The sequence below is a fragment of the Microbulbifer mixtoriginis (SeqCode) genome (genome assembly GCF_052467705.1).
Genome location: NZ_CP174322.1, coordinates 1097069 through 1118727, shown reverse-complemented (window position 1 = coordinate 1118727; position 21659 = coordinate 1097069). Strand labels below are relative to the sequence as shown.

The 21659-nt window shown below is 54.6% G+C and carries 20 protein-coding genes and 2 tRNA genes; 3 read left to right on the top strand and 19 right to left on the bottom strand.

What is annotated here, in order from left to right:
* Positions 1-6: 6 nt before the first annotated feature.
* The gene (gene aceE / locus ACJJIB_RS05050; RefSeq protein WP_252084639.1) at positions 7-2676 is read right to left on the bottom strand and encodes a pyruvate dehydrogenase (acetyl-transferring), homodimeric type; all 2670 of its coding nucleotides are present in this window, start codon (positions 2674-2676) and stop codon (positions 7-9) included.
* On the opposite strand from aceE, the gene ACJJIB_RS05045 reads away from it, so the two are divergent.
* On the top strand, positions 2671-2892 hold the full coding sequence (locus ACJJIB_RS05045) for a hypothetical protein (RefSeq protein WP_444888059.1): 222 nt from the start codon (positions 2671-2673) through the stop codon (positions 2890-2892). The genes aceE and ACJJIB_RS05045 overlap by 6 nt on opposite strands.
* 232 nt (positions 2893-3124) lie before the next feature.
* On the opposite strand, the gene ACJJIB_RS05040 is transcribed toward ACJJIB_RS05045, so the two are convergent.
* The 6 genes from ACJJIB_RS05040 to ACJJIB_RS05015 form a co-directional block, all read right to left on the bottom strand.
* Positions 3125-3700: a class GN sortase gene (locus ACJJIB_RS05040; protein ID WP_444888908.1), complete on the bottom strand. Its 576-nt coding sequence runs from the start codon at positions 3698-3700 to the stop codon at positions 3125-3127.
* Positions 3700-6084, bottom strand: coding sequence for a marine proteobacterial sortase target protein (locus ACJJIB_RS05035; RefSeq protein ID WP_444888058.1), 2385 nt, complete (start codon positions 6082-6084; stop codon positions 3700-3702). Before ACJJIB_RS05035 ends, ACJJIB_RS05040 begins: the two co-directional genes overlap by 1 nt.
* 456 nt (positions 6085-6540) lie before the next feature.
* The gene (locus tag ACJJIB_RS05030) at positions 6541-7275 is read right to left on the bottom strand and encodes a hypothetical protein (RefSeq protein WP_444888057.1); all 735 of its coding nucleotides are present in this window, start codon (positions 7273-7275) and stop codon (positions 6541-6543) included.
* Positions 7276-7624: 349 nt separating this feature from the next.
* Positions 7625-8728, bottom strand: a complete 1104-nt coding sequence (locus ACJJIB_RS05025; protein WP_444888056.1) for a phosphoribosylaminoimidazolesuccinocarboxamide synthase — start codon at positions 8726-8728, stop codon at positions 7625-7627.
* Positions 8729-9005: 277 nt separating this feature from the next.
* A complete protein-coding gene (locus ACJJIB_RS05020) occupies positions 9006-10091 on the bottom strand; it encodes an AI-2E family transporter (RefSeq protein ID WP_252085962.1) in 1086 nt (361 codons plus the stop codon).
* A gap of 20 nt (positions 10092-10111) precedes the next feature.
* Complete coding sequence (locus ACJJIB_RS05015; RefSeq protein ID WP_444888055.1) at positions 10112-10390, bottom strand: sulfurtransferase TusA family protein; 279 nt, start codon at positions 10388-10390, stop codon at positions 10112-10114.
* 208 nt (positions 10391-10598) lie between these two features.
* Between ACJJIB_RS05015 and ACJJIB_RS05010 the strand changes: the two genes are divergently transcribed.
* On the top strand, positions 10599-12107 hold the full coding sequence (locus ACJJIB_RS05010; RefSeq protein ID WP_252084633.1) for a M48 family metalloprotease: 1509 nt from the start codon (positions 10599-10601) through the stop codon (positions 12105-12107).
* Positions 12108-12197: 90 nt separating this feature from the next.
* Here ACJJIB_RS05010 and nadA read toward each other — a convergent pair whose 3' ends face one another.
* Entirely contained in the window at positions 12198-13250 is a 1053-nt protein-coding gene (nadA, locus tag ACJJIB_RS05005; protein WP_252084632.1) for a quinolinate synthase NadA, read from the bottom strand.
* A 208-nt stretch (positions 13251-13458) separates the two neighbouring features.
* On the opposite strand from nadA, the gene ACJJIB_RS05000 reads away from it, so the two are divergent.
* Entirely contained in the window at positions 13459-14559 is a 1101-nt protein-coding gene (locus tag ACJJIB_RS05000) for an NAD(P)/FAD-dependent oxidoreductase (protein WP_444888054.1), read from the top strand.
* A gap of 121 nt (positions 14560-14680) precedes the next feature.
* On the opposite strand, the gene ACJJIB_RS04995 is transcribed toward ACJJIB_RS05000, so the two are convergent.
* The 11 genes from ACJJIB_RS04995 to ybgC form a co-directional block, all read right to left on the bottom strand.
* Positions 14681-14756, bottom strand: a tRNA-Lys gene (locus ACJJIB_RS04995).
* Positions 14757-14859: 103 nt separating this feature from the next.
* A tRNA-Lys gene (locus ACJJIB_RS04990) sits at positions 14860-14935 on the bottom strand.
* Between the two features lie 131 nt (positions 14936-15066).
* Positions 15067-15744, bottom strand: coding sequence for a 7-cyano-7-deazaguanine synthase QueC (gene queC / locus ACJJIB_RS04985; protein WP_444883815.1), 678 nt, complete (start codon positions 15742-15744; stop codon positions 15067-15069).
* A gap of 38 nt (positions 15745-15782) precedes the next feature.
* A complete protein-coding gene (queE, locus tag ACJJIB_RS04980; protein WP_252084629.1) occupies positions 15783-16442 on the bottom strand; it encodes a 7-carboxy-7-deazaguanine synthase QueE in 660 nt (219 codons plus the stop codon).
* A gap of 125 nt (positions 16443-16567) precedes the next feature.
* Complete coding sequence (locus ACJJIB_RS04975) at positions 16568-17392, bottom strand: YbgF trimerization domain-containing protein (RefSeq protein WP_444883814.1); 825 nt, start codon at positions 17390-17392, stop codon at positions 16568-16570.
* Positions 17393-17410: 18 nt separating this feature from the next.
* Complete coding sequence (pal, locus tag ACJJIB_RS04970; protein WP_252084627.1) at positions 17411-17896, bottom strand: peptidoglycan-associated lipoprotein Pal; 486 nt, start codon at positions 17894-17896, stop codon at positions 17411-17413.
* 94 nt (positions 17897-17990) lie between these two features.
* Entirely contained in the window at positions 17991-19286 is a 1296-nt protein-coding gene (tolB, locus tag ACJJIB_RS04965) for a Tol-Pal system beta propeller repeat protein TolB (protein ID WP_252084626.1), read from the bottom strand.
* Positions 19283-20077, bottom strand: a complete 795-nt coding sequence (gene tolA, locus ACJJIB_RS04960; RefSeq protein ID WP_252084625.1) for a cell envelope integrity protein TolA — start codon at positions 20075-20077, stop codon at positions 19283-19285. Before tolA ends, tolB begins: the two co-directional genes overlap by 4 nt.
* A 7-nt stretch (positions 20078-20084) precedes the next feature.
* On the bottom strand, positions 20085-20516 hold the full coding sequence (tolR, locus tag ACJJIB_RS04955; RefSeq protein ID WP_444883811.1) for a protein TolR: 432 nt from the start codon (positions 20514-20516) through the stop codon (positions 20085-20087).
* Positions 20517-20536: 20 nt separating this feature from the next.
* Positions 20537-21226 (bottom strand): protein TolQ, encoded by a 690-nt coding sequence (gene tolQ / locus ACJJIB_RS04950; RefSeq protein ID WP_152451559.1) that lies wholly within the window; start codon positions 21224-21226, stop codon positions 20537-20539.
* Positions 21227-21230: 4 nt separating this feature from the next.
* Positions 21231-21635, bottom strand: a complete 405-nt coding sequence (gene ybgC, locus ACJJIB_RS04945; protein ID WP_444883810.1) for a tol-pal system-associated acyl-CoA thioesterase — start codon at positions 21633-21635, stop codon at positions 21231-21233.
* Positions 21636-21659: the final 24 nt, after the last annotated feature.

The following is a 21659-nucleotide window of genomic DNA, read 5'->3' as shown; positions in this document are numbered from 1 at the left end:
CTTCTCTTAGCTGATGCGCGGGTTAACTTTTTCGGCGTCGATATTGAGCTTCACGATCGCTTCGGACACTTCTTTCGCATCAATCACACCCTGCTTCGCCAGCCCATTCAGAGCGGCAATCACCACATAGTTGCGATCCACCTCAAAGAAGCGACGCAACTGCTCGCGGCTGTCACTGCGGCCAAAACCATCAGTACCCAGGGTGGTCAAGTCCCCATCGATAAATTCACGCAGGGGCTCCACATAGGAACGGATGTAGTCAGTGGAAGCGATCACCGGTGAGGTATTGCCCTCAAACTGCTCGGTGATCCAGGCTTTGCGCAACTCGGCTTCCGGGTGCAGCATATTCCAACGCGCCACATCCTGGCCTTCGCGGGCCGCTTCCACCGCGGAGGTGAGGCTCCAAACATCGGAGGTCACGCCAAATTGGTCGGCGAGGATATCCGCTGCTGCCAGCACTTCGCGCAAAATAGTACCGCCACCAATCAACTGCACATGCTTCTTGGCAGTCTTGCCCTTGGCGCCTTTCTTAACGTTGGACTGGAGTTTATAGATACCGCGAATAATGCCCTCTTCCACGCCCTGAGGCATTTCCGGTTGCAGGTAGTTTTCATTCTCGATGGTGATGTAATAGAAGACATTCTTCTGCTCCTCGTACATCTCCTTGAGGCCCCGCTGCATAACCACAGCCAACTCGTAACCGTAGGCCGGATCGTAGCTGCGACAGTTGGGGATAGTGGAGGACAGTACATGGCTGTGGCCATCCTGGTGCTGCAGGCCTTCACCATTCAAAGTGGTACGACCGGCGGTGGCACCAATCAGGAAGCCGCGCGCCTGCATATCGCCAGCGGCCCAGGCCAGATCGCCCACTCGCTGGAAGCCGAACATGGAGTAATAGATATAGAAAGGCACCATCGGCACGCCGTGGTTGCTATAGGCCGTAGCCAACGCCATCCAGGCAGACATGGCACCGGCTTCATTGATGCCCTCCTCCAGCACCTGGCCTTTCTTATCTTCCTTGTAATACATGATCTGGCCGTGATCCACCGGGGTATAGCGCTGCCCTTCAGAAGAGTAGATACCCAGCTGGCGGAACAGGCCTTCCATACCGAAGGTACGGGCTTCATCGGGCACAATCGGCGCGATGTTCTTGCCGATATTCTTGTCTTTCACCAGTGCGGCGATAGCGCGCACAAATGCCATGGTGGTGGAAATTTCGCGCTCGCCGGAGCCTTTGGTCAGCGCGCTGAAGGCATCGAGACCGGGCACTTCCAGTTTTGGGCACTCAATCGGGCGACGGGGAACCGGACCGCCCAGGGTCTTGCGGCGCTCCGCCATATATTTCATTTCCGGGCTGTCCGGAGACGGACGGTAGTAAGGCACTTCTTCCAGCTCTTTATCGGTGAGCGGAATGGCAAAACGGTCGCGGAAGCGCTTAAGGGAATCCAGATCCAGCTTCTTCACGGAGTGGGTATCCATCGCCGCTTCACCGGCGGAGCCCAGGCCGTAGCCTTTAACTGTTTGCGCCAGGATCACAGTGGGCTGGCCTTTATGGGCCATGGCTGCCGCGTAAGCTGCGTAGACTTTATAGGGGTCGTGGCCGCCGCGATTGAGCTTCATAATCTCATCGTCGGACATATCCTTGACCAGCTCCAGCAGCTCCGGGTACTTGCCGAAGAAGTGTTCGCGGGTATAGGCGCCGCCGTTGGCCTTGAAGTTCTGCATCTCGCCATCGACCACTTCGTCCATGACTTTCTGCAGTAGCCCCTTGTCGTCTTTCTCTAGCAGCGGATCCCACAAGCGGCCCCAGAGTACTTTAACGACATTCCAGCCGGCACCGCGGAATACACCTTCCAGCTCCTGCACAATTTTACCGTTACCGCGCACCGGGCCATCCAGGCGCTGCAGGTTACAGTTAACCACGAACACCAGGTTTTCCAGTTGCTCGCGGCCGGCCAGGGAAATGGCGCCCAGGGTTTCCGGCTCATCACATTCGCCATCGCCAAGGAAAGCCCACACCTTGCGGTCACCGCGCGGTGACAAACCACGGGCGGACATGTAGCGCATAATATGCGCCTGATAAATTGCCTGAATCGGTCCCAGCCCCATGGAAACTGTGGGGAACTGCCAGTAATCCGGCATCAGCCAGGGGTGTGGATAAGAGGAGAGACCGTTGCCGTTCACTTCGCGGCGGAAGTTATCCAGCTGTTCTTCATCGAAGCGTCCTTCCAAGTAAGAACGGGCATAAATACCCGGCGCACTGTGCCCCTGGAAGAAAATCAGGTCGCCGCGCTCTTCACCTTCATTGCCGCGGAAAAAGTAGTTAAAGCCCACATCGTAGAGTGTGGCGGCAGAGGAGAAACTGGAGATATGGCCGCCGAGGTGGTCGTTATTCTGGTTGGCACGCACCACCATCGCCAGGGCATTCCAGCGAATCAGGGAGCGAATACGGCGCTCCATAAATAGGTCGCCGGGCATGCGCTTTTCCGCATTGGGCGGAATGGTATTGCGGTAAGGGGTAGTGATAGCCGCGGGTAGCTGCACACCGACATCGGTAGCGCGATCAGACAGCTGCTTTAGAAGGAAGGCGGCGCGCTCTTTGCCGCTGTAGCGGATAACCGCCTGCAGCGCATCCAGCCATTCCTGCGTTTCGAGGTTATCGGTATCTTCGTGCATCAAATGCTCCTCGGCGAATTAGGCGACGTCGAGTCGGTCTATTTCTCAAAAATCGGTACGCGGGCAAACTACAGCGCAGGCGAAAAAATGCTTCCTTTTTTTCAGGCTTCCGCCAATTCACCGCCGTTGGTGGCGGAAATGCAATGTGTGAATCTTCACCCGATCGCGGCGGAGAGGAAAAGCGGCGCCAGTCTGTGCCGCGAGTGCTTAGTTTGACTGTAATTATCTGTTCCGGGCCCCACTCTAAGGTGGCGGACAAAGCCCCATTCCCGGTTATTAGCGGAAGCGATTGTAGTATTACTACAAAAAATTTTCCAGATAGGACGGTTAGTAACAAACAAAACAAAACGGCAAAACAATTATTTGCCATTTTGCTGTTTTACCGGAATATTTTATGGAAAGTTTGAGAAAACAAATTACAAAATCGAGTCTCAAATAAAGGTGCCAGTCACAGCTGCACCAGCTCCCCGCCAGATTGGTATTCAGCGTAGACCAAGTAGCGCAGTGGACCACCCGCCGCCATAGCATCGAAGGGATAGCAGGTCACCAGTAGCAGGCCGCGCTCGGCAAAAACCGGCAGACGTTCGCGCTCACTATTTACGATGCGCAGCTCCGTCACCCGATACGTGTGCCAGCGCCCGTCTTCACCCTGCAGGTAAATGCCATTGCCACGCTGCAGGGTTTGCAGCCCGGCAAAGTGCGTATCCCGATGCGCAGCGATTACCGTGGTGCGAAAGTCACCGGGCTTGCCGGAACCATCAAGCAAGCCGGGACCAAAGGCGAGGGATTCTCCACTGCCTCCCGCCAGCACTATAAAAGGACGCTGACCCTGCAGCTTGAGCTTGGCCACCGGCCGGGTATCCGCCCAGGGCCAGGGCTTTTGCGGAACCCCGCCCTGCAACTGCTCCTCCCAGGCACTGGCAATCAGCAACTGGGCCAACTGCGCCTTGGCCAGCAGCCAGGAGGCGGAGCCCAACTGCCACAACCCCACCAGCAGGCAAGCTGAAAAAAGCAGTAGGCGCATCACTGCGGCGCACTCCCCAGCCGCGCCTCCAGCCCACTGTTACAGCGGCGCAAATCCGGCACCACCTTGCGCAACAGGCGGCGGATTGCCCCCATCAAATTGGCGCGCATTGAGCGGCCGCGGCGCAACAATGCTGCCAGGCTGAGCAGACTCAAGGCAGCGAACAGCTGCGCATAAACGCCTGTGGCCGTACTGGGGTAAGCCTGGCGCTGCAACACCTGCCCTCTGGGCACCATGTTGGTGAGCGCACTTTGGGAGAGCTTTTCTTCGGGCTTGCGCACCAGCTCTTCTTCAACCGCGACAAAGCTGGTGTAGGGGCTGGCGAGTTGATGATCCAGGGCAAGCTGTAAAATCTGTGCACGCAGAGCCTGGCCCGCATCGCTCTCCTCGCCCAGCTGGGTCTGGCGATCGCGCAGGGATTCCATTTTGTTGCGCGCCCACAAGCTGCCGATACCCTTACTACTGGGGGCCTGCTCCAGTGTCAGCGCCAGGTTGCGCACAAACTGCTTACCGGCCATACGCCCACGCAACTGAATATCCCCCTGCAGCGACTGCCCTTCCACCCTGGCCACCAGTTGCAACGGCTCGCCGCGATAGAGATCGGGGATTCGTTTTGGATAGGCATCCGCCACCACGCCCTCGGGCCAGCTTAGCTGCAGGTCGGTGGCCATAGGGTTTTCCAGCTTGGCGAAAAGGGTCTGCATACGTCTGCGCACCTCGGAAAGATCGCCGATAGTGACCGAGATACCGCGGCCAAACTGGGCAGCTTTACGCATAAAATGGCTGTTGGGCGCCGAGCCAATACCCACCGTAAATAAACGCGCATCGCCCAGGTGCTGATGGATTAATTCGAACAGCGCCTGTTCATTGCCCACGGCGCCATCGGTAATAAATACCACCTGGTGTACCAGGTTGTTGTTATCGGGCAACTGCTGGCCTAACGCTAAACGTAGCGCAGCAGCCATCTCGGTGCCGCCATCGGCATTTAAGCGTTCCACCTCCCGGCGTGCGCACTGAATATTCTCCGCATTCGCCGCCAGCGGGCGCGGGAAAAATGCGCGGGGGCTGTTATTAAATTCGATTACATTAAAACGGTCATTACCATCTAGACGCGAGAGCGCCAGGGTAAGGCTCTCCTTGGCTTGGCGAATAGAGTTACCGCCCATAGAACCAGAGGTATCGATCACGTAAACCACTTCCCGTGGCAGGCGCTGGGCGCGAGTGCCCTCATCCGGTGGCAGCAGCATTAGCTGTAAATAGGTACCGGATTTTTTATTCCCTATCCCTCCACCCTCTTTCTCTCCACTCCCTTTTATCCCGGCGACATGCTCACTAAAGAGCGCCGCACGCGGCATAGCCGAGGGCTCCGGCTGCCAATTTAAAAGAAAATCCCGATCCATTTTTGCCCTGCCTTTGCGCAATCGAATGGAGTAGCGCTCTCCGGCTTTTTCATCGATAGCAATATCGTGATAGGGGCTGCCGATTTTCACCAGCGGCAAGCCGCCTTCCAGCTCCACCTCAATGGCAATATTGTGACTGCCCACTGCCTCCAACTCTGCCGCCGGTTGCATCAATGGAGTAATCGCTGCGGCATCCGGTACCTGATCAGTGGGCAGCGCCCAGCCACTGCTCTGAGTGGCCAGCTCCAACTCGGTACCACCGAGGGCCTGCGGGGTAATGGGTTCACCGGGGATATAACGGGGAGTCAGGGTGGTTGGCAGCCGCAATGAAAAGACACCACTGTCATAGGCTACTGGCTGTAGATAGCGAATATTCACCTGCACCGTTTCTCCCGGTGCAATATTGGCCACTTTGTTGGTAAACAGGTTGGGGCGCTGTTGCTCTAAAAGAGCCGCGCGCTTACCCGCCGCGCGCGCGACCTTATAAATCTTTGCCGCTTGTTTGCGTTCGCGCACCTTGCCGACAATACGGCGCTCGCCCAATTGAATCTCGAGGCCAGCCACCGCTGCCTGCTCGGGCAATGGCAGTGCGTAAACCGCCTCCTGCCAGCTATCGCTGGTATTTTGAAAAGCCTGCTGCAACTGCACTTCCGCAACCAGACCGCGCACCACCATTTTGACACTACTGTGCAGGTGCACGGCGGGCACATAGCGGCCCGGCTCTGCGCCGGTAAACAGTAAATCCCCCGCCTGCACATCATCCAGGGTAACCGGTTCAGCGGTAGCCGTATCATTTTCAGAGACAAGCGCCTGGGCACTGACCTCGGCCCCGATTGCCGCAATGACCACCGCCAATACCACCACTATAAATAACAACCAGCGCCCGGCACCACCGCTCTTCTGGCGGCGGCGATAATATTCCTCCGTCGGCAACATCAGATCGTCTTTATGAAACCGCTGCCCAAACAACATCACCCTGTTCACTCACTTCCCTCCACTTTTAAATTGGATGTTGAAGTGATTAAACAGGGGCAAGCGGGCAAAAGGCGGCAGGGAAGCGGGCGGGAAAAGGGAGGAATTATGGCGAATTGTGGCAATTGTAGACAGTTTATTTCTTAGTTATCGTAGCCCTACCAAAATTACCACTTTAAGCCATTTAACTTTTAGCAGCCTCCCATTGAAACCTCATTCAATAAGGCCTCTAACCTTAAGGAACAAAGCTATATACACCAAAAAATTCTCCGAAACAATTAAATTTCTTTAGAGAAATCACACAAGAAATCAGCCACCCTAGTTCCACGCATTATCTAACTTAAAAACGCTACCAGCCTCAACCCCCTAAAAACCTAAAATAAATCAACCCCAGAGAAGAATAAAACACCAACCAACAATAAAAACCTCTACCTTCAGCCAATCATGGCAACCTAAAAAAGAGTTTCATTAACCAGAGGTTTCCTCCTCGAATTTAATATTCTTACATTTCCTGAAAACCAAACATGTATCCAATTTAGTCTCGCGATACCCACCAGTAACATACGAACCACGATCTAACAAATACTTCTTGCAACGTTCCACTAAATCGTGTTCTACAGTGTATTCATAGCGAGCAAAAAAATCCCCCTGCCTACTCACCCCATTGTATCCGGATAATTGATCAAGCTCTTTCACTGCATCACTTCTCAATCTACCAATTATCATCTCATCATTTTTCTCATGATCCTCTTGGATAAATTTATTACTTCCATTCCCCCAAATGATAATTAAACCTCTTGGCTTTAAAATTCTATAAACTTCCTTACTCAGAACAGAATAGCCATAGGGACTTACCGAAACAACAACATCCACTGAGCAATCACCCAAAGGAATCTTTTTCTCAACATTTGCATTCCACACATCACCCAGTTTCAACCCCTTGACACTATCCATCTGATAAACTTCTGGGACAGGAGGGAAATCACGAAAATCAAAATTAAGGATTCTCCAACCTTTAAGCTCGGGAAAACTCTCAAGCTCTCCCTCTCTTAGCGGCTGCTTATAGCCAGAACCCAGATTTACGATAAGAGGCCCATTAAAATTCACAACAATTCCCTTTCTCAAATAAGTATAATGCAGAAAAATACCCTTTACCCGGAAGGGCAGAGAGTGCACAAATAAAATTTCAAATTCAGCAGGCATGTTGAGCACTCTAACATATCGACAAAAATGGAAAATCACACTTTATTACAAAGTATTCCGCACATCGTTTCAGAAAAAGTTATACAGCGACAACCATCTCTCATCCATTTGAACAGCACCAAAAAATTATCGCTAAAAATAAAAAAATGGCTGAGGGAGGAGCTTAAATAATAGACGTACAAGATCAACGGCAAAACCTCCATTGATCAGTCAATACAGATTTAATATTAATGTACTTTCTTAAGAGAATATCTGTACCAAGACCATCGAACCAATAAGGAATAAAATTCCCTAACATAAAAAAACCGGCGCAAGCGCCGGTTTTTTTTATCAATCAATCAATTAGATATCAGTCGACCAGACCATAATCCTTACGCAATACTTCAAGCAATTCCGCTTTGGGATTATCGGATATCTCCAATTTCGTACCAATAATCTTCTCAGCAATACCAACATAAGTATTAGAGAGATCCATCAGCATAGATTCTGGTAACTCGTTATCACGAGCCAGAGCCTCGCGCTCATCCATACGGTCTTTGTTTAGCAGGATATCGGCATCGGCGAAGTGGTTGAGCAGGGCCTGGCGAAAACCCTCTTTGGATTTTTCCACAACCTTGCCCGCGCGATACTGTTCGCCGTCCCAGATACGGGAGGAGTCCGGGGTACCCACTTCGTCCATATAGATCAGCTTTTCTTCACCATTGGCATCGGTGACATAGCCGAACTCAAACTTGGTATCGACAAAGACCTGGTCGAGCTTTTCCAGCTCGGTAGAAATTAAATCGAAACCTTCTTTCAGCAACTGCTCGTACAGGTCGATATCGCCCGCGCTGCGGAAGCCGAAGGCCGCAAAATTGTCTTCGATATTCTTGCGGGTGACATTGACGTCATCCACTTCCGGCACGCCGGGGATGCCCTTGAGAATACCTTTGCTGGAGGGGGTAATCAGCAATTCTGGCAACTTCTGGTCTTTCTGCAAGCCATCGGGAATTTCAATGCCGCAGAACTCGCGCTCGCCCTTTTGGTAAGAGCGCCACATGGAGCCGGTGATGTACTGGCGGGCTATGGCTTCGATCATCACCGGGCGCGCCTTCTGTACGATCCACACCAGCGGATGCGGGATATCCAGAATATGGCTATCGGCCAGACCCTGCTCTTTAAACCGCTTGAACCAGTGGTTGGAAATCGCGTTCAATGCCGCGCCCTTGCCGGGCACGCCGCGCATGCCGCCCTCGCCGGTCCAGATGCAGTCGAATGCGGAGATGCGGTCGGAAATCACCATTACCGCGAGAGGGGTGTCCGGGGAAACCGGGTAGCCTTTTTCCTCAATCAGGCGGCGGCTATCTTCTTCGCTCAGCCAGTAAACAGAACGGACCTTGCCGCTGTGGACAGGCTTATCGGTACGGATCGGCAGGTCATTATTGACCGCTAGAACTTTGTCAGCCAGGCTCATGGGCTCTCACCTATTCGAAGGAGCAAATAAAAGAAAGCGCGGCATTCTAGCAATGGCCCGCGTCGATACAAAGAAAAGAAGTTGGCGGGAGTCCCCGAACAATTTCGTGATGCCTCTGGCTTTTAGGGCGACTACAGCCAGGGCCCGACTGTGCAGGAGTGTCTAGACATTTCAATAAGTCGCAACGCAGAGTGTGACCCGCACTTAAAGCTCTATAGGGCGGGCCAGGTATTGCGAAATAACAATGGCTTAGAGGCTCCCTGCGGGCGCGCCGGCATTACTCCGATATACGCTTGGCCTCCCACTCCGCCTGGTGCTCGCTGGTGGGCCAGGCACTCATTATGGCCTTAAGCAGGGTCGCCAGCGGAATAGCGAAGAAGACGCCCCAGAAGCCCCAGATGCCGCCAAAAAACAATACTGCCAGGATAATCGCCACGGGGTGCAGATTGACAGCCTCGGAAAACAGCAGTGGCACCAGCACATTGCCATCGAGCAGCTGGATAATGCCGTAGGTCATAATCAGGTAGAAAAACTCATTGCTCCAACCCCACTGGAACAGGCCAATGGCCGCCACCGGGATGGTCACCACTGCCGCGCCGATATAGGGAATCAATACACTCAGGCCCACCGCCACCGCCAGCAGCAGGGCGTAATTGACCCCCAGCAACAGGAAGGCGGCATAGCTCACCGCCGCCACTATGCCGATCTCCACCACTTTGCCGCGCACATAGTTGGCCACCTGATCGTTCATCTCGTGCCAGATCTGGTGCAGCATGGGGCGTTGCTTTGGCAGGAAAGAGGTACACCAGCGGATCAGCTGGTCGGAGTCCTTCAGGAAGAAAAACACCAGGATCGGCACCACCACCACATAAATCAGCAGGCCGGCAAAAATGGGCAGGTTGGTGAGAGAGAAAGCCAGCAGGGTCTGCCCCATGCCACCCAGCTCTTTGCCGAGGGTATTAAAAACCTCGTCGATCTGCGCCGCAGAAATCAGGCGCGGGTAGCGCTCCGGCAGTAGCAACAACAGCTCCTGGCCGCGCTGCACCATATTCGGCAACTCCGCACCGAGGCGCACCAGCTGGCGCCAAATAATCGGTAGCACCACAAATAGCAGACCCACGATAGTGCCCACTAACACCAAGCAGGAAAGTGTTACCGCGAGCCAATGGGGCACCCGCCAGGACTTCAACTTTTGCACCATGCCCTGCATCAGGAAGGCGATTACCAGGGCCGTAAGCACAGGCGCCAGCACACCTCCGAGCGTGGCCAGTACCACCAGCGCTACGGTGAGCAGCAGCACGAGCAACACCACTTCTTCCTGACTGAAGTAGCGGTTCACCCAGCCTTTAACAATCGACAACATAGACTCTCGGGATTGATTCTTCATTTGCCAGCGTACAGCCAATATAGAAAGGTATTATCACGCCTCTCGGCGCGCAGCAGGGGCCTGCCACTCAGTGCGGCAAAGCTGTGAAAATCGCGCCAGGAACCCTCATCGGTGGCCATCACACACAGTAAGGTCCCCGCCTCGTATTGGCGCAGGGCCCTGCGCATAGCCAGCAGAGGCTGGGGGCAGGGCAACTGGCGGGCGTCCACCGTTACCGCCGCATGCCAGTCCGGCACGGAGTTTTTATCAACGGTATCGGAAGGGGGCACTGCCATTGGCTATTTGGTCACAAGCTTTACAGAGCCGCGGATTATAACGCGTAATCTGCGCCAGTTACCGACAATGCTTAACCCTTTTTAACCTTCCCGCTGGCGCCGGCCAGAACCTTTACCGCCCCACCCTGTCTAACCCTCGACAGTTCAACGGGGTTGCGTATAGAGTTGGACTATAGATCCTTCATGGACAGACCGAGCAGTAATCAAAATGACTGATCCCCAAAAAAGCCTGCCTCGTCGATCAAACAAAGCGCCTCTCTCACTGCGATTGCGCAATACCTTAAAGGCACTCGGCTTAGGCCTGTTGCTCGGCAGCACTCCCATTGCAGCCACCGCTGACTCCGAGGGAATCCGCCTGCCGGAACTTGGAGACAGCACCAGCGGCCTGGTATCCCCCCAGCGCGAGAAAGAACTGGGCCAAATGTGGCTGCGTATATTTCGCAGTCAGGTTAAAACCTCCTCCGATGCACTGCTGCAGCAGTACGTCGAAAAAACCGTTAAGGGCCTGGCCGAATACAGCCCCCTGGAGGACAAGAATATTGATGTGGTCGTGGTAAATAATGAAACCATGAACGCATTTGCGGTACCCGGTGGCATTATGGGTATTCACACCGGCCTCTTCCTATTTGCGAAAAACGAAGATCAGTTTGCTTCGGTGGTCGCCCACGAACTGGGCCACCTCAGCCAGCGCCACTACGCCCGCTCCCTGGAAGCCCAGCGCAACAACACCCTGCCCACCCTGGCCGGCATGCTCGGCGCCCTGGTACTCGCCGCCACCGCCGGTGGCGAAGCGGGGCTCGCCGCCATAACCGCAACTCAGGCCGCAGCGCTCGACAGTCAGCTGCGCTTTAGCCGCAAGAATGAACAGGAGGCCGATCGGGTCGGTATCGAAACCTTGGCAAGATCCGGCCGCGATCCAGATGCCGCCGGCGAGATGTTCGAGCAGATGCTCAAAGCCACCCGCTATTACCGCCGTCCACCAGAGTTCCTGCTGACCCACCCGGTAACAGAGAAGCGTATCGCCGACGCCAAGCTGCGCTCCCAGCGCATGGAGGATGTCGAACCCAGCGATAGCCGCGACTACCATATGATGCGCGCGCGAATCCGCCTGGCCACTGAAGCCACGCCACAGCAGGCCGTTAAACGCTTCCAAGCCGAGCTTAATGGTATCCATGACAACGAAGATGCCGCCCGCTACGGCCTGGCATTGGCACAAATCGCCGCAGGAAGGCCGGATTCCGCTCTGGACACCCTGCAGCCGCTCCTCGATAAGGAGCCCTCCAAAGCGGCTTTTGTCCTGGCGCGTGCCGATATTGACCTGGTACGCCAAGATTATTCAGGCGCCACCCAGCGCTTACAGCAGGCACTGGACCGCAATCCCGGCGACCACGCCCTGGTGATGGGGCTCGCCAACGCTCATTTTAAAGCGGGCAACTATCTGGCGGCAGAGCGCATGCTGGCCAAATACAGCAGGGTGCGCAAGAAAGACCCCGCCGTATGGTACCTATTGGCCGAGACCCATGGCTTGGCCGGGGATATCGTCGGGGTGCACGAGGCACGAGCCGAATACTATATTTTGATCGGTGTTTTCGATAAGGCCCTGCAGCACCTGCGCCACGGCATTCGCATGACCAAAGACGACTATCAAACCAATGCCATCCTGAAACAGCGCCTTAAAGATGTCATCAAGATGCAGGAAAAAGCCAAGGAGCTTTGACCTCACTCATTAACAACACAAACAAAGCACAAACAAAAAGAGCGGCCTGTAGCCGCTCTTTTTATTGGCACTGGAGCCCTCTAGGCACCTTTAACCCTTGCGGAAATCCAGCATTCTCTGCAGCGGGATCATCGCCTTACGGCCCAACTCCGCATCTACAAAGATCTCGTTATCACCGCGCTCCAACACCCCACACAAATTCTCCAGGGAGTTCATCGCCATCCAAGGACAGTTCGCACAGCTGCGGCAGGTGGCGCCAGCTCCAGCAGTGGGGGCAACCATCAATTCTTTATCCGGGCACTCCTGCTGCATCTTGTAGAAGATGCCCTGGTCGGTCGCCACGATAAAGCGCTTCTCTGGGCGGGTCTTGGCTGCATTGATTATCTGCGAGGTGGAACCCACCACATCCGCCAGTGCAACCACCGAGGCAGGGGATTCCGGGTGCACCAACACTACGGCATCCGGGTAGAGCGCCTTCAGGTCCTCCACACCTTTCGCCTTGAACTCCTCGTGCACAATACAGGAGCCATCCCAAAGCAGAACATCCGCACCGGTTTCACGCTGCACATAACCACCGAGATGCTTATCAGGGGCCCACAGAATTTTTTCACCGTTGGCATCCAAGTGGTCCACTACATCCAGGGCGATACTGGAGGTAACCACCCAGTCCGCTCTCGCCTTCACCGCCGCAGAGGTATTGGCATAGACGACGACCGTGCGATCCGAATGCTGATCACAGAACTCGGAAAACTCATCCGGGGGACAGCCCAAATCCAGGGAGCAGGTAGCCTCCAGGGTGGGCATTAACACACGCTTATTCGGCGTCAGGATCTTGGCGGTCTCGCCCATAAACTTCACACCGGCCACCACCAGGGTATCGGCGCTATGCTTGGCACCAAAGCGGGCCATCTCCAGAGAGTCGGATACACAGCCACCAGTCTCTTCGGCCAACGCCTGGATTAATGGGTCTGTGTAATAGTGAGCCACTAACACGGCATTCTGCTCTTTAAGCAGACGCTTGATACGCTCGCGCCAGGCTTGCAACTCCTCCTCACTGTACTGAGACACAACCGGCTCCGCCAAGTGCGCCTGCACCAGGGAGAGGGAATCTACCGTTTCTGCAACAACGGACTTTTGGGTCATGGCTAACTACCACCAGCGAAAAACGCGCAGTATAACGCATTGCGACGCCATATCAGCGCACCTAAAGTATCAACAACTGGTAATTCGACAGCACCGCAAGATAAGTTACGCCGCATGCCCGGGCTGCAGAGCCCAAGAGAACAGAGAAGCAGTTTTGCGCGCCCACATCCAGGCAAAAAAGCCTTCCTATTAATGGGGAGCCCCTAAAATGGAGCAGGTTGAAAACATTGTGATTGGTGCTGGAGCCATTGGTCTCGCCAGCGCCTATGCCCTGGCCATTAAAGGGCAGGATGTGCTGGTTCTGGAACAACACACCAATATCGGCACAGAGATTAGCGCCCGCAGCAGCGAGGTAATCCACGCCGGTATTTACTACCCAAGCCGCAGCTTAAAGGCTAAAGCCTGTGTCGCGGGCAAAGCCAAGCTGTATCGTTTTTGCCGCGAGCATGCGGTCCCACACAAAGCCATCGGCAAATTAATCCTGGCTACCAACGAAGCCCAACTCCCTCAACTCAAAGCCTTGAAAGCCCAAGGAGATAAGAATGGCGCCGGCCATTTACAGCTACTGAGCGCAAAAGAAGCCAAGGTAATGGAACCCCAGCTGCAGTGTCACAGTGCAATTTATTCACCTACCACAGGCATCTTCGATAGCCACGCCCTACTATTGGCACTGCAGGGCGCCCTGGAAGCGCATGGCGGCCAGGTGGCACTAGGCACAGCAGTGAAAAAAATATCGCGTGAAAGTGACCACTACCAACTCACCATGAGAGATGGCTATCAACTCGGTACCAAGAATTTGATCGTAGCCGCAGGGCTACACAGCCACCAATTGCTCTGCAAAATCAACGACAAAAGTATTCGACAACTAGTCCCAAACCAATTCCTGGCAAAGGGGAATTATTTTTCTCTCGACCACAAACCCCCTTTTTCCCACCTGATCTACCCCCTGCCAGAACCCGGCGGACTGGGCACTCATCTCACACTGGATTTGGAGGGCTATGCCCGCTTTGGGCCCGACGTTGAGTGGGTAGAAAAAATTGATTACACGGTGGATAAAAAGCGAAGAGAAAAGTTTTATAAAAGTGTTCGCCTTTATTGGCCCGAGCTCACAGCAGAAAGCCTAAAGCCAGATTACGCTGGCATTCGCCCAAAGCTCACGGCAAAAGGCGGCCCAACCCAGGACTTCAAAGTATTCCACTGGGGCGAAAGTCAAGAACCACAACTAGTAGCCTTTTTCGGCATTGAGTCACCCGGCCTTACCAGTTGCTTATATTTAGGGGAGATGGCAGCAGACTGTATTTGTCGCTAAAAACTGCGCTCTGTGAAGACCAATAAATGCCTTAAAGGCTCAGCCAAGTAGAGAATTTTCAGGCGCGAGAAAACCATTGTTGACAGAGAAGTAAAAAATAAAAAGGAATGCAGTAAAGAAATGGTGGGTCGTGCTGGATTCGAACCAGCGACCAATTGGTTAAAAGCCAACTGCTCTACCAACTGAGCTAACGACCCTTAGGAAGTTGGGCGAACTTGGTATGTCCCAACTCAGGATGCTTTTACTTCTCTCGCAGATCTGTAAAAGCTGTGGGGTTACTGTGGATATCCCCGGCGGAAATGGTGGGTCGTGCTGGATTCGAACCAGCGACCAATTGGTTAAAAGCCAACTGCTCTACCAACTGAGCTAACGACCCTTTTCCGTGCCTCGATGTGAGGAGCTGCGTATCTTACGGATCTATTTTGAAAAGACAATACCTAACCCGAAAAAAAATCTAACAAATTTAAGGGGTTAGGTATTTCCCATAAAAATGACACCAACTGACAATCAGCTGGCATACACCGTAGGGTCCGCCAGGCCTGCTTCCGTAAATCCCGCAGCACGCAGCCGACAACTATCGCAGCGACCACAGGCCGCACCATCTGGGCGCGCCTGGTAACAGGATACCGTCAAACTGTAATCAACCCCAAGACGGGTGCCCTCGAGTACAATATCCGCCTTACTCATCTGCATCAGCGGCGCTCTCACAGAGAGCTTGTTTCCCTCTACCCCAGCGCGGGTAGCGAGGTTGGCCATCTTTTCATAGGCCTCGATATACTCCGGCCGGCAATCCGGATAGCCAGAGTAATCCACCGCATTGACGCCGACAAAAATATCCTGAGCTCCAAGCACCTCGGCCCAGCCAAGGGCAATAGAGAGGAATACCGTATTGCGAGCCGGTACATAGGTAACCGGGATGCCACTGGTTTCCTCTTCGGGAACCTCAATACTGTCATCGGTTAGGGCCGAGCCGCCAATTGAACGCAGATCGAGCTTCACCACTTTGTGCTCTGCCGCTCCGAGATCAGCGGCTACGCGCTTTGCCGCTAACAATTCAGCTTCGTGCCGCTGACCGTAATCAAAACCCAAGGCATAACATTCATAACCTTCTGCACGCGCCATGGCGAGCACTGTGGCCGAGTCGAGGCCACCGGACAGCAAAATTACCGCTTTCTTTGCAGTCATCTCTTCCTCAATTTTTCAATCCACAATCACCGGGCCAATCAGACACCCGGGATATCTCCCCACAGCAATTTGTGCAGCTGCATCTGCATGCGCACCGGCAACCCATCGGCCAGCACCCACTCCGCCAGCTGCCGCGCCGGCAACTGCTCATAGCTGGGCGAGAAAAGTACCTCCCCTACACGCTCTGGCAAGTTGTACTGATCCAGGGTGAACCTGGCCCACTCGTAATCGCCCCGGTCACAGATCACAAATTTGATCTGGTCATCGCGGGTGAGCACCTGCATATTTTCCATGCGGTTGCGGTGCTGCTCTCCGGAAGCAGGGGTTTTCAGATCCACAACCCGGGACACACGTGGGTCCACCTGATCCACCGGCATGGCGCCACTGGTCTCCAATGATACCGAGTAGCCAGCGTCGCAAAGGGCTTCAAGCAAGGGCAGGCAATTGGGCTGGGCCAGGGGCTCGCCCCCAGTTACACAAACATGGCGTGCGGGGTGGCTTTGCACCTGCTGCAATATTTGCTCCAGGGTCATGCGCTCGCCGCCATAAAAAGCGTATTCCGAGTCACAATAGGTACAGCGCAGCGGACAACCGGTCAGTCGAACAAAAACCGTAGGCAGGCCACTTTCCCGCGCTTCCCCCTGAAGGGAGTAGAAAATCTCACTAATTCTGAGTGATTCTTTAGACAGATTGGTCATACACACCCGACACAAAAACGCCCGAATGGCACATGCCATCCGGGCGCGGGATCATAGGCTTTTTCTGCTCAAAAAACCAGCGATGCGAATTAGGCAACAACAGCAGTTATTACTGCCGCATCGGGCTAGAAGTTCTCCTGCAGATATTTCTTAGCCAGATTTGATGCACGGGCATCACTCGCCGCCACCTGCTCCAGCAGGTTGCGCGCTTTCTGCTGATCTCCCAGCTGGTGGTAAACCGTTCCCAGCTTGTAACGACCGTCCCAGACTTTATTAGAGTTCGGGTAGCCGTCCAGCAGGGCCACAAACCATCCGCGGGCCTCTTCCAAATTTCCCTGTACCAGCGCTATCTCACCCAGCCAATAATTGGCATTGGGGGCATACTGACCGTTGGGAAAGTCTTGTAGCAGACTCTTGAATTCAGCACTGGCGCCACCGTAGTCACCATTGCGAGCCAGACCAAAGCTGGCCTGATAGCGGTCGCGTTCACTCTTGCCGTCTTTCGGCCCCTTAGGCTTGGGCGGCATTGAGGAACCCCCTCCAACAGAGGCGCCACCACTGCCTTTAGTATCCACCGGCGGCTGAGCTGAGGGCTCTGTACCACTCAGGCGCGCTATACGCCGGTCCAGATCCATATAGTCCTCGGTGCGCTGTTGTTTGAGACGCTTAATCTCGTGGCGCAGCTCCTCAACCGTACCGCGCAATTCGCGCACTTCCTGCTGCAATACCTGCATCTGGTAGTAGGCTTCAGCCTGGGGGTTGGTCTTAGCTTTGGGACTGGGGGTTGTGGCGCGGGCGAGGTAGATGTCCTCGTTACTAGCGTCACTTGAGACGGGCGACGGCTCCTGGCTGCTGGCAGTCAGGTCGACAATCGGGGCTTGGGAGAATACGGGCGATGCCGCAGCCATTATGGCAGCGGCGATCGCCAGTTTTCTAATCGTAAAAGCCATTGGCATCCATTTTGACGATTAGTTAATAACAACGCGACGGTTCATCGCACGGGCAGCTTCGTTAGAGCCCATTTGAGCCGGGCGCTCTTCACCGTAGCTGATTACTTCCAGGTTAGCTGCGTCTACGCCCTGCAGTACCAAAAAGTCGCGTACAGCATTGGCGCGGCGCTCACCCAGAGCCAGGTTGTACTCGCGGGTGCCCAGTTCGTCAGCGTGGCCTTCGAGGCGAACAGCAGTAGCATTACTGCGCATGCGGTCGGCGTGACGGATCAGCAGTTCACGGGTTTCCGGCTTCAGCAGGGACTGGTCGAAGTCAAAGTAAACCACATTTTCCAACGGAGCCATGGTTTCAGCTTCATCTACAACGTTAGTTTCAACTTGAGTATCAACCTCAGGCTGAGTGTACTCTTCACCGCTGGTGTTGTCGCTGCTGGTATTGCTACAACCGGCCATTACTGCCAGAACACAGGCCAACCCCAGGCCCGTTTTTACTGATTTCAACATAAGCTACTCCGCTTTTAGTGTTATCGAAAATCCTGAAAGATTTTTAAAATTGGTCTTATAAATACCCTACGCTTCAGAGCGCTGGGCCCCCGCCTCAATCAAAGTATGGCGACCATGCCGGTTCACGGACATCGCCTCTCTGTGAGGGTAAGTTGTACTTCACCCCGGCATCCAGCGATACCGCAGCCAGAATGCCCTTGTCTCCGCGCTTGGTTGCGTACATCAGCATGGCCCCATTGGGTGCAATGCTGGGGGACTCATCCAGGGTGGTCTCCGTAAGGACACGCATCCTGCCCGAGTTAATATCCATCGTAGCGATGGTAAAGGTTCCCCGGTTGCGATGTACCATGACCAACGTTTTCCCATCAGGAGAAACACGCGGCCGCGCATTGTAGTCGCCATCGAAGGTTAAGCGGTCGACTTGACCAGTGGCAAGAGTCAATTGGTAAATTTGTGGCTTCCCTCCCCTATCTGAGGTGAAAACCAGCGATTTACCATCCGGCATCCAGTTCGGCTCGGTATCGATGGAGAAGTGTCTGGTCATGCGAGTGAACTTACCACTCGCCAAATCCAGTACATAGATCTCCGGGTTGCCGTCCTTGGAGAGCACCATAGCCAACTTGGTTCCATCAGGAGACCAGGTTGGCGAGCTATTGATGCCCTTGAAGTTGGTTAGTTGTTTGCGTTCGCCTGTGCGCAAGTTTTCGCGGAAAATCGCCGGGCGGCCGGTCTCGAAAGAAACATAGGCCAGCTCCTGGCCGTTGGGCGACCACATGGGCGACATCACTGGCGCACTAAAGCGGCGAACCTGCTTGGCACGGGCACCGTCGATATCCGAGCGCATCAGCACATAGCTGGGCTTGCCGCCGCGCTTCTCCTCCTGCACATACACCATCTCTGTGGAGAAGGCACCGCGAATACCAGTGATGGCCTCAAAGATTTCATCGGCGGCGCGGTGGGCGATATCGCGCAACTGGGTTTGGCCTCCGCGTACCTGTTTGGTGAACATCTTGTGCTGGCCGAAAACATTAACCAGGTCAAAAGTCAGCAGGTAGCCGGAGGCCTGAGGCTCGATACGGCCGGTAACAATGTACTCGGTGCCGAGGATACGCCAATCGCGGAACACCACATCTTCCGGAGTTTTAGGGAAGGACAGCATGTCCTCCTTGGGTACCGGAGAAAAAAGGCCGCTGCGGCGCAGGTCGGCGGAAATAATTCCAGAGACATCCTCTTTGAGGACACCACCGCCTGACCAGCTGAATGGGGATACCGCGATCGGGGTGGGGTCATCGATACCACTGGTGATATCCACCACCAGCTGGGCCCGAGCCCCCAGGCTCACCGAGGCGATTGCAATAATGACGACTGTCTTCAGTAAACTCTTGATCATTGGCGCAGATCTTCGACTTTAAAGTTCAAAATTGTGGTGCGGACTTCCCGCTCGAATATCACCGGCTCCTCCTGGGCCAACTTGGCCACTTCAGGAAAGACTTCCACCCGACGGATGGCGGTGAGTACCGATCGATCCAGGGCCGCATTACCACTGCCCTCGACGATATTAGTTGCCACCACCCGGCCGGTGGGGACAAAATTTATTTTTACCTTGGTCAACATGCCGTTACGGGCACTCGGTGGGCGACTCCACACGGCTTCAATTTGCTGCTGAATCGCTTGGGCTACAGACATCACCGCCTGCTGCCCATCATTGGCATCAAGCAGCTCCTGTTCATCCTCCAGCGCTTCATTGAAAGAGCTCTCTCGCTCTTTGGCCAGCTGCTCCTTGAGTTCTTTTTCCTTACGCTCTTTTTCTTTGCGCTCTTTCTCGCGCTGGGCCTTCTCCTGCTTAGCCTTGCGATCGGCTTCGACTTTGGCCTTGCGCTTTTTCTCCGCTTCCTGCTTTTTCTTTTGCTCCAGGGCCGCGCGGCGCTTGCGCTCGACTTCGGCCTTGCGTTTTTGCTCAGCCTCGCGCTGGGCGCGCTGCTGAATTTTGTCTACTTTTTTGGGCAGTTTCTTCTTTGGCGTCGCCGCCTCAATGGTTACCAGCTTGGCCTGCACAAACTTCGGCATCGGTTTGCGCTCGGGCATACTGCTGGCTTCCCAACCATAGGTAATGGCAGTGATTAGCGCCCCGTGTAACAGGAGGCTAATTATTATCGCCAATACATAAAAGCCTTTATTCACCGGCACCCTACCCCTGCGGTGGCTCTGTCACCAGGCCGACACTGGGTGCACCCGCCTGCTGCAGCTCGGTCATGGCATTGACGATCAAACCGTAGCGGGCCTCGCTATCGCCCCACACCAGCACCGGGGTTTTCGGCTTTTGCCGCAACACCTTGGCCACCGTCTCCTTGATCTCAGTGAGAGACTTGGCCTCCTGCTCATCGGTACCCAGATTTAGGTAATAGGTGCCATCGGCACGCACCGAAATAATCAAAGGCTCCTCATCAGTGTCCTCCATCGGCGCCGAGGGCGCATTTGGCAGGTCCACTTTGACCCCTTGCATCAACAATGGTGCCGTGACCATAAAGACAATCAACAGCACCAGCATCACATCGATGTAGGGCACCACATTGATCTCGGAGACCAGCTTTTTCTTGGTTCCCTTGCGAAACACACTCATAGGGTTCGCCTACTCACTACTCAGCCGGAGTGCACTTTGCGGTGCAGGATAGAGGAAAACTCCTCGGCGAAAGTTTCGTAGCTGGACAACAGCCACTCCGCCTTGGCCGAGTAACGGTTGTAGGCCATTACCGCGGGAATCGCCGCGAACAAACCCATGGCCGTTGCCACCAATGCCTCACTGATACCCGGGGCTACAGTGGCAATGGTGGCTTGGTGCATAGTGGCGAGACCGCGGAAGGAGTTCATAATCCCCCAAACGGTGCCGAACAGGCCGATATAGGGGCTAACGGAGCCTACAGTCGCCAGAAACGGCAGGTTCATCTCTACCTTTTCCTGTTCCCGCGACATGGCCACGCGCATGGCGCGCTCGGTACCTTCCATAACCGCTTCCGGGCCACTACTGCCCTGCTGGCGCAGGCGGGTAAACTCAGTAAAGCCAGCGCGAAACAGGGATTCGACCCCATCGGTCTTTCCTTTTTCGGCGCGCTCGTTGCCCTCGCGAAACAGTTTGTTCAGATCTGCGCCGGACCAGAAACGACGTTCAAAATTATTGAGCGCGCGTTTGGCCTGGGATAAGTAGAGCCCGCGCTGGATAATCATGACCCAGGACACCACAGAAGCCAGTAACAGCAGCAACATGACGAGCTGTACCAACAGGCTGGCGTTCTGAATTAGCCCCCAAAGAGAAAGTTGTTCACCGGCGTTCATCTTCTTAAATAACTGCCTTTAATGCTGAATAAATAGGTTCCGGCAGGGCACAGGGCCTGCGGCTGTCGTCAGCGACACAGGCCACTTTGACCACGCCTTCGCAAATTAGCTCATCGCCGCGCCAAATTTTTTGCTCAAAAGTCACTGCGGCACGCCCCAGTTTGCCAATCGCCGCCGTGGCGCGCAACGCATCATCGAGCCTGGCGGAACGACGGTACTGGACCTCGGCGGAATGTACCACCAACAGTACACCTTCCTGCGGCATCGCCGGCTTATCATACCCGAGGGAGCGCAACAGTTCTGTGCGCGCGCGCTCCATATACTTCAAATAATTCACGTAATACACGATGCCGGCCGCATCGGTATCTTCGATATAAACCCTTACAGGAATACCGAACTCTTCCTTCATTGAATTTCCCTCACTTCCACAGCC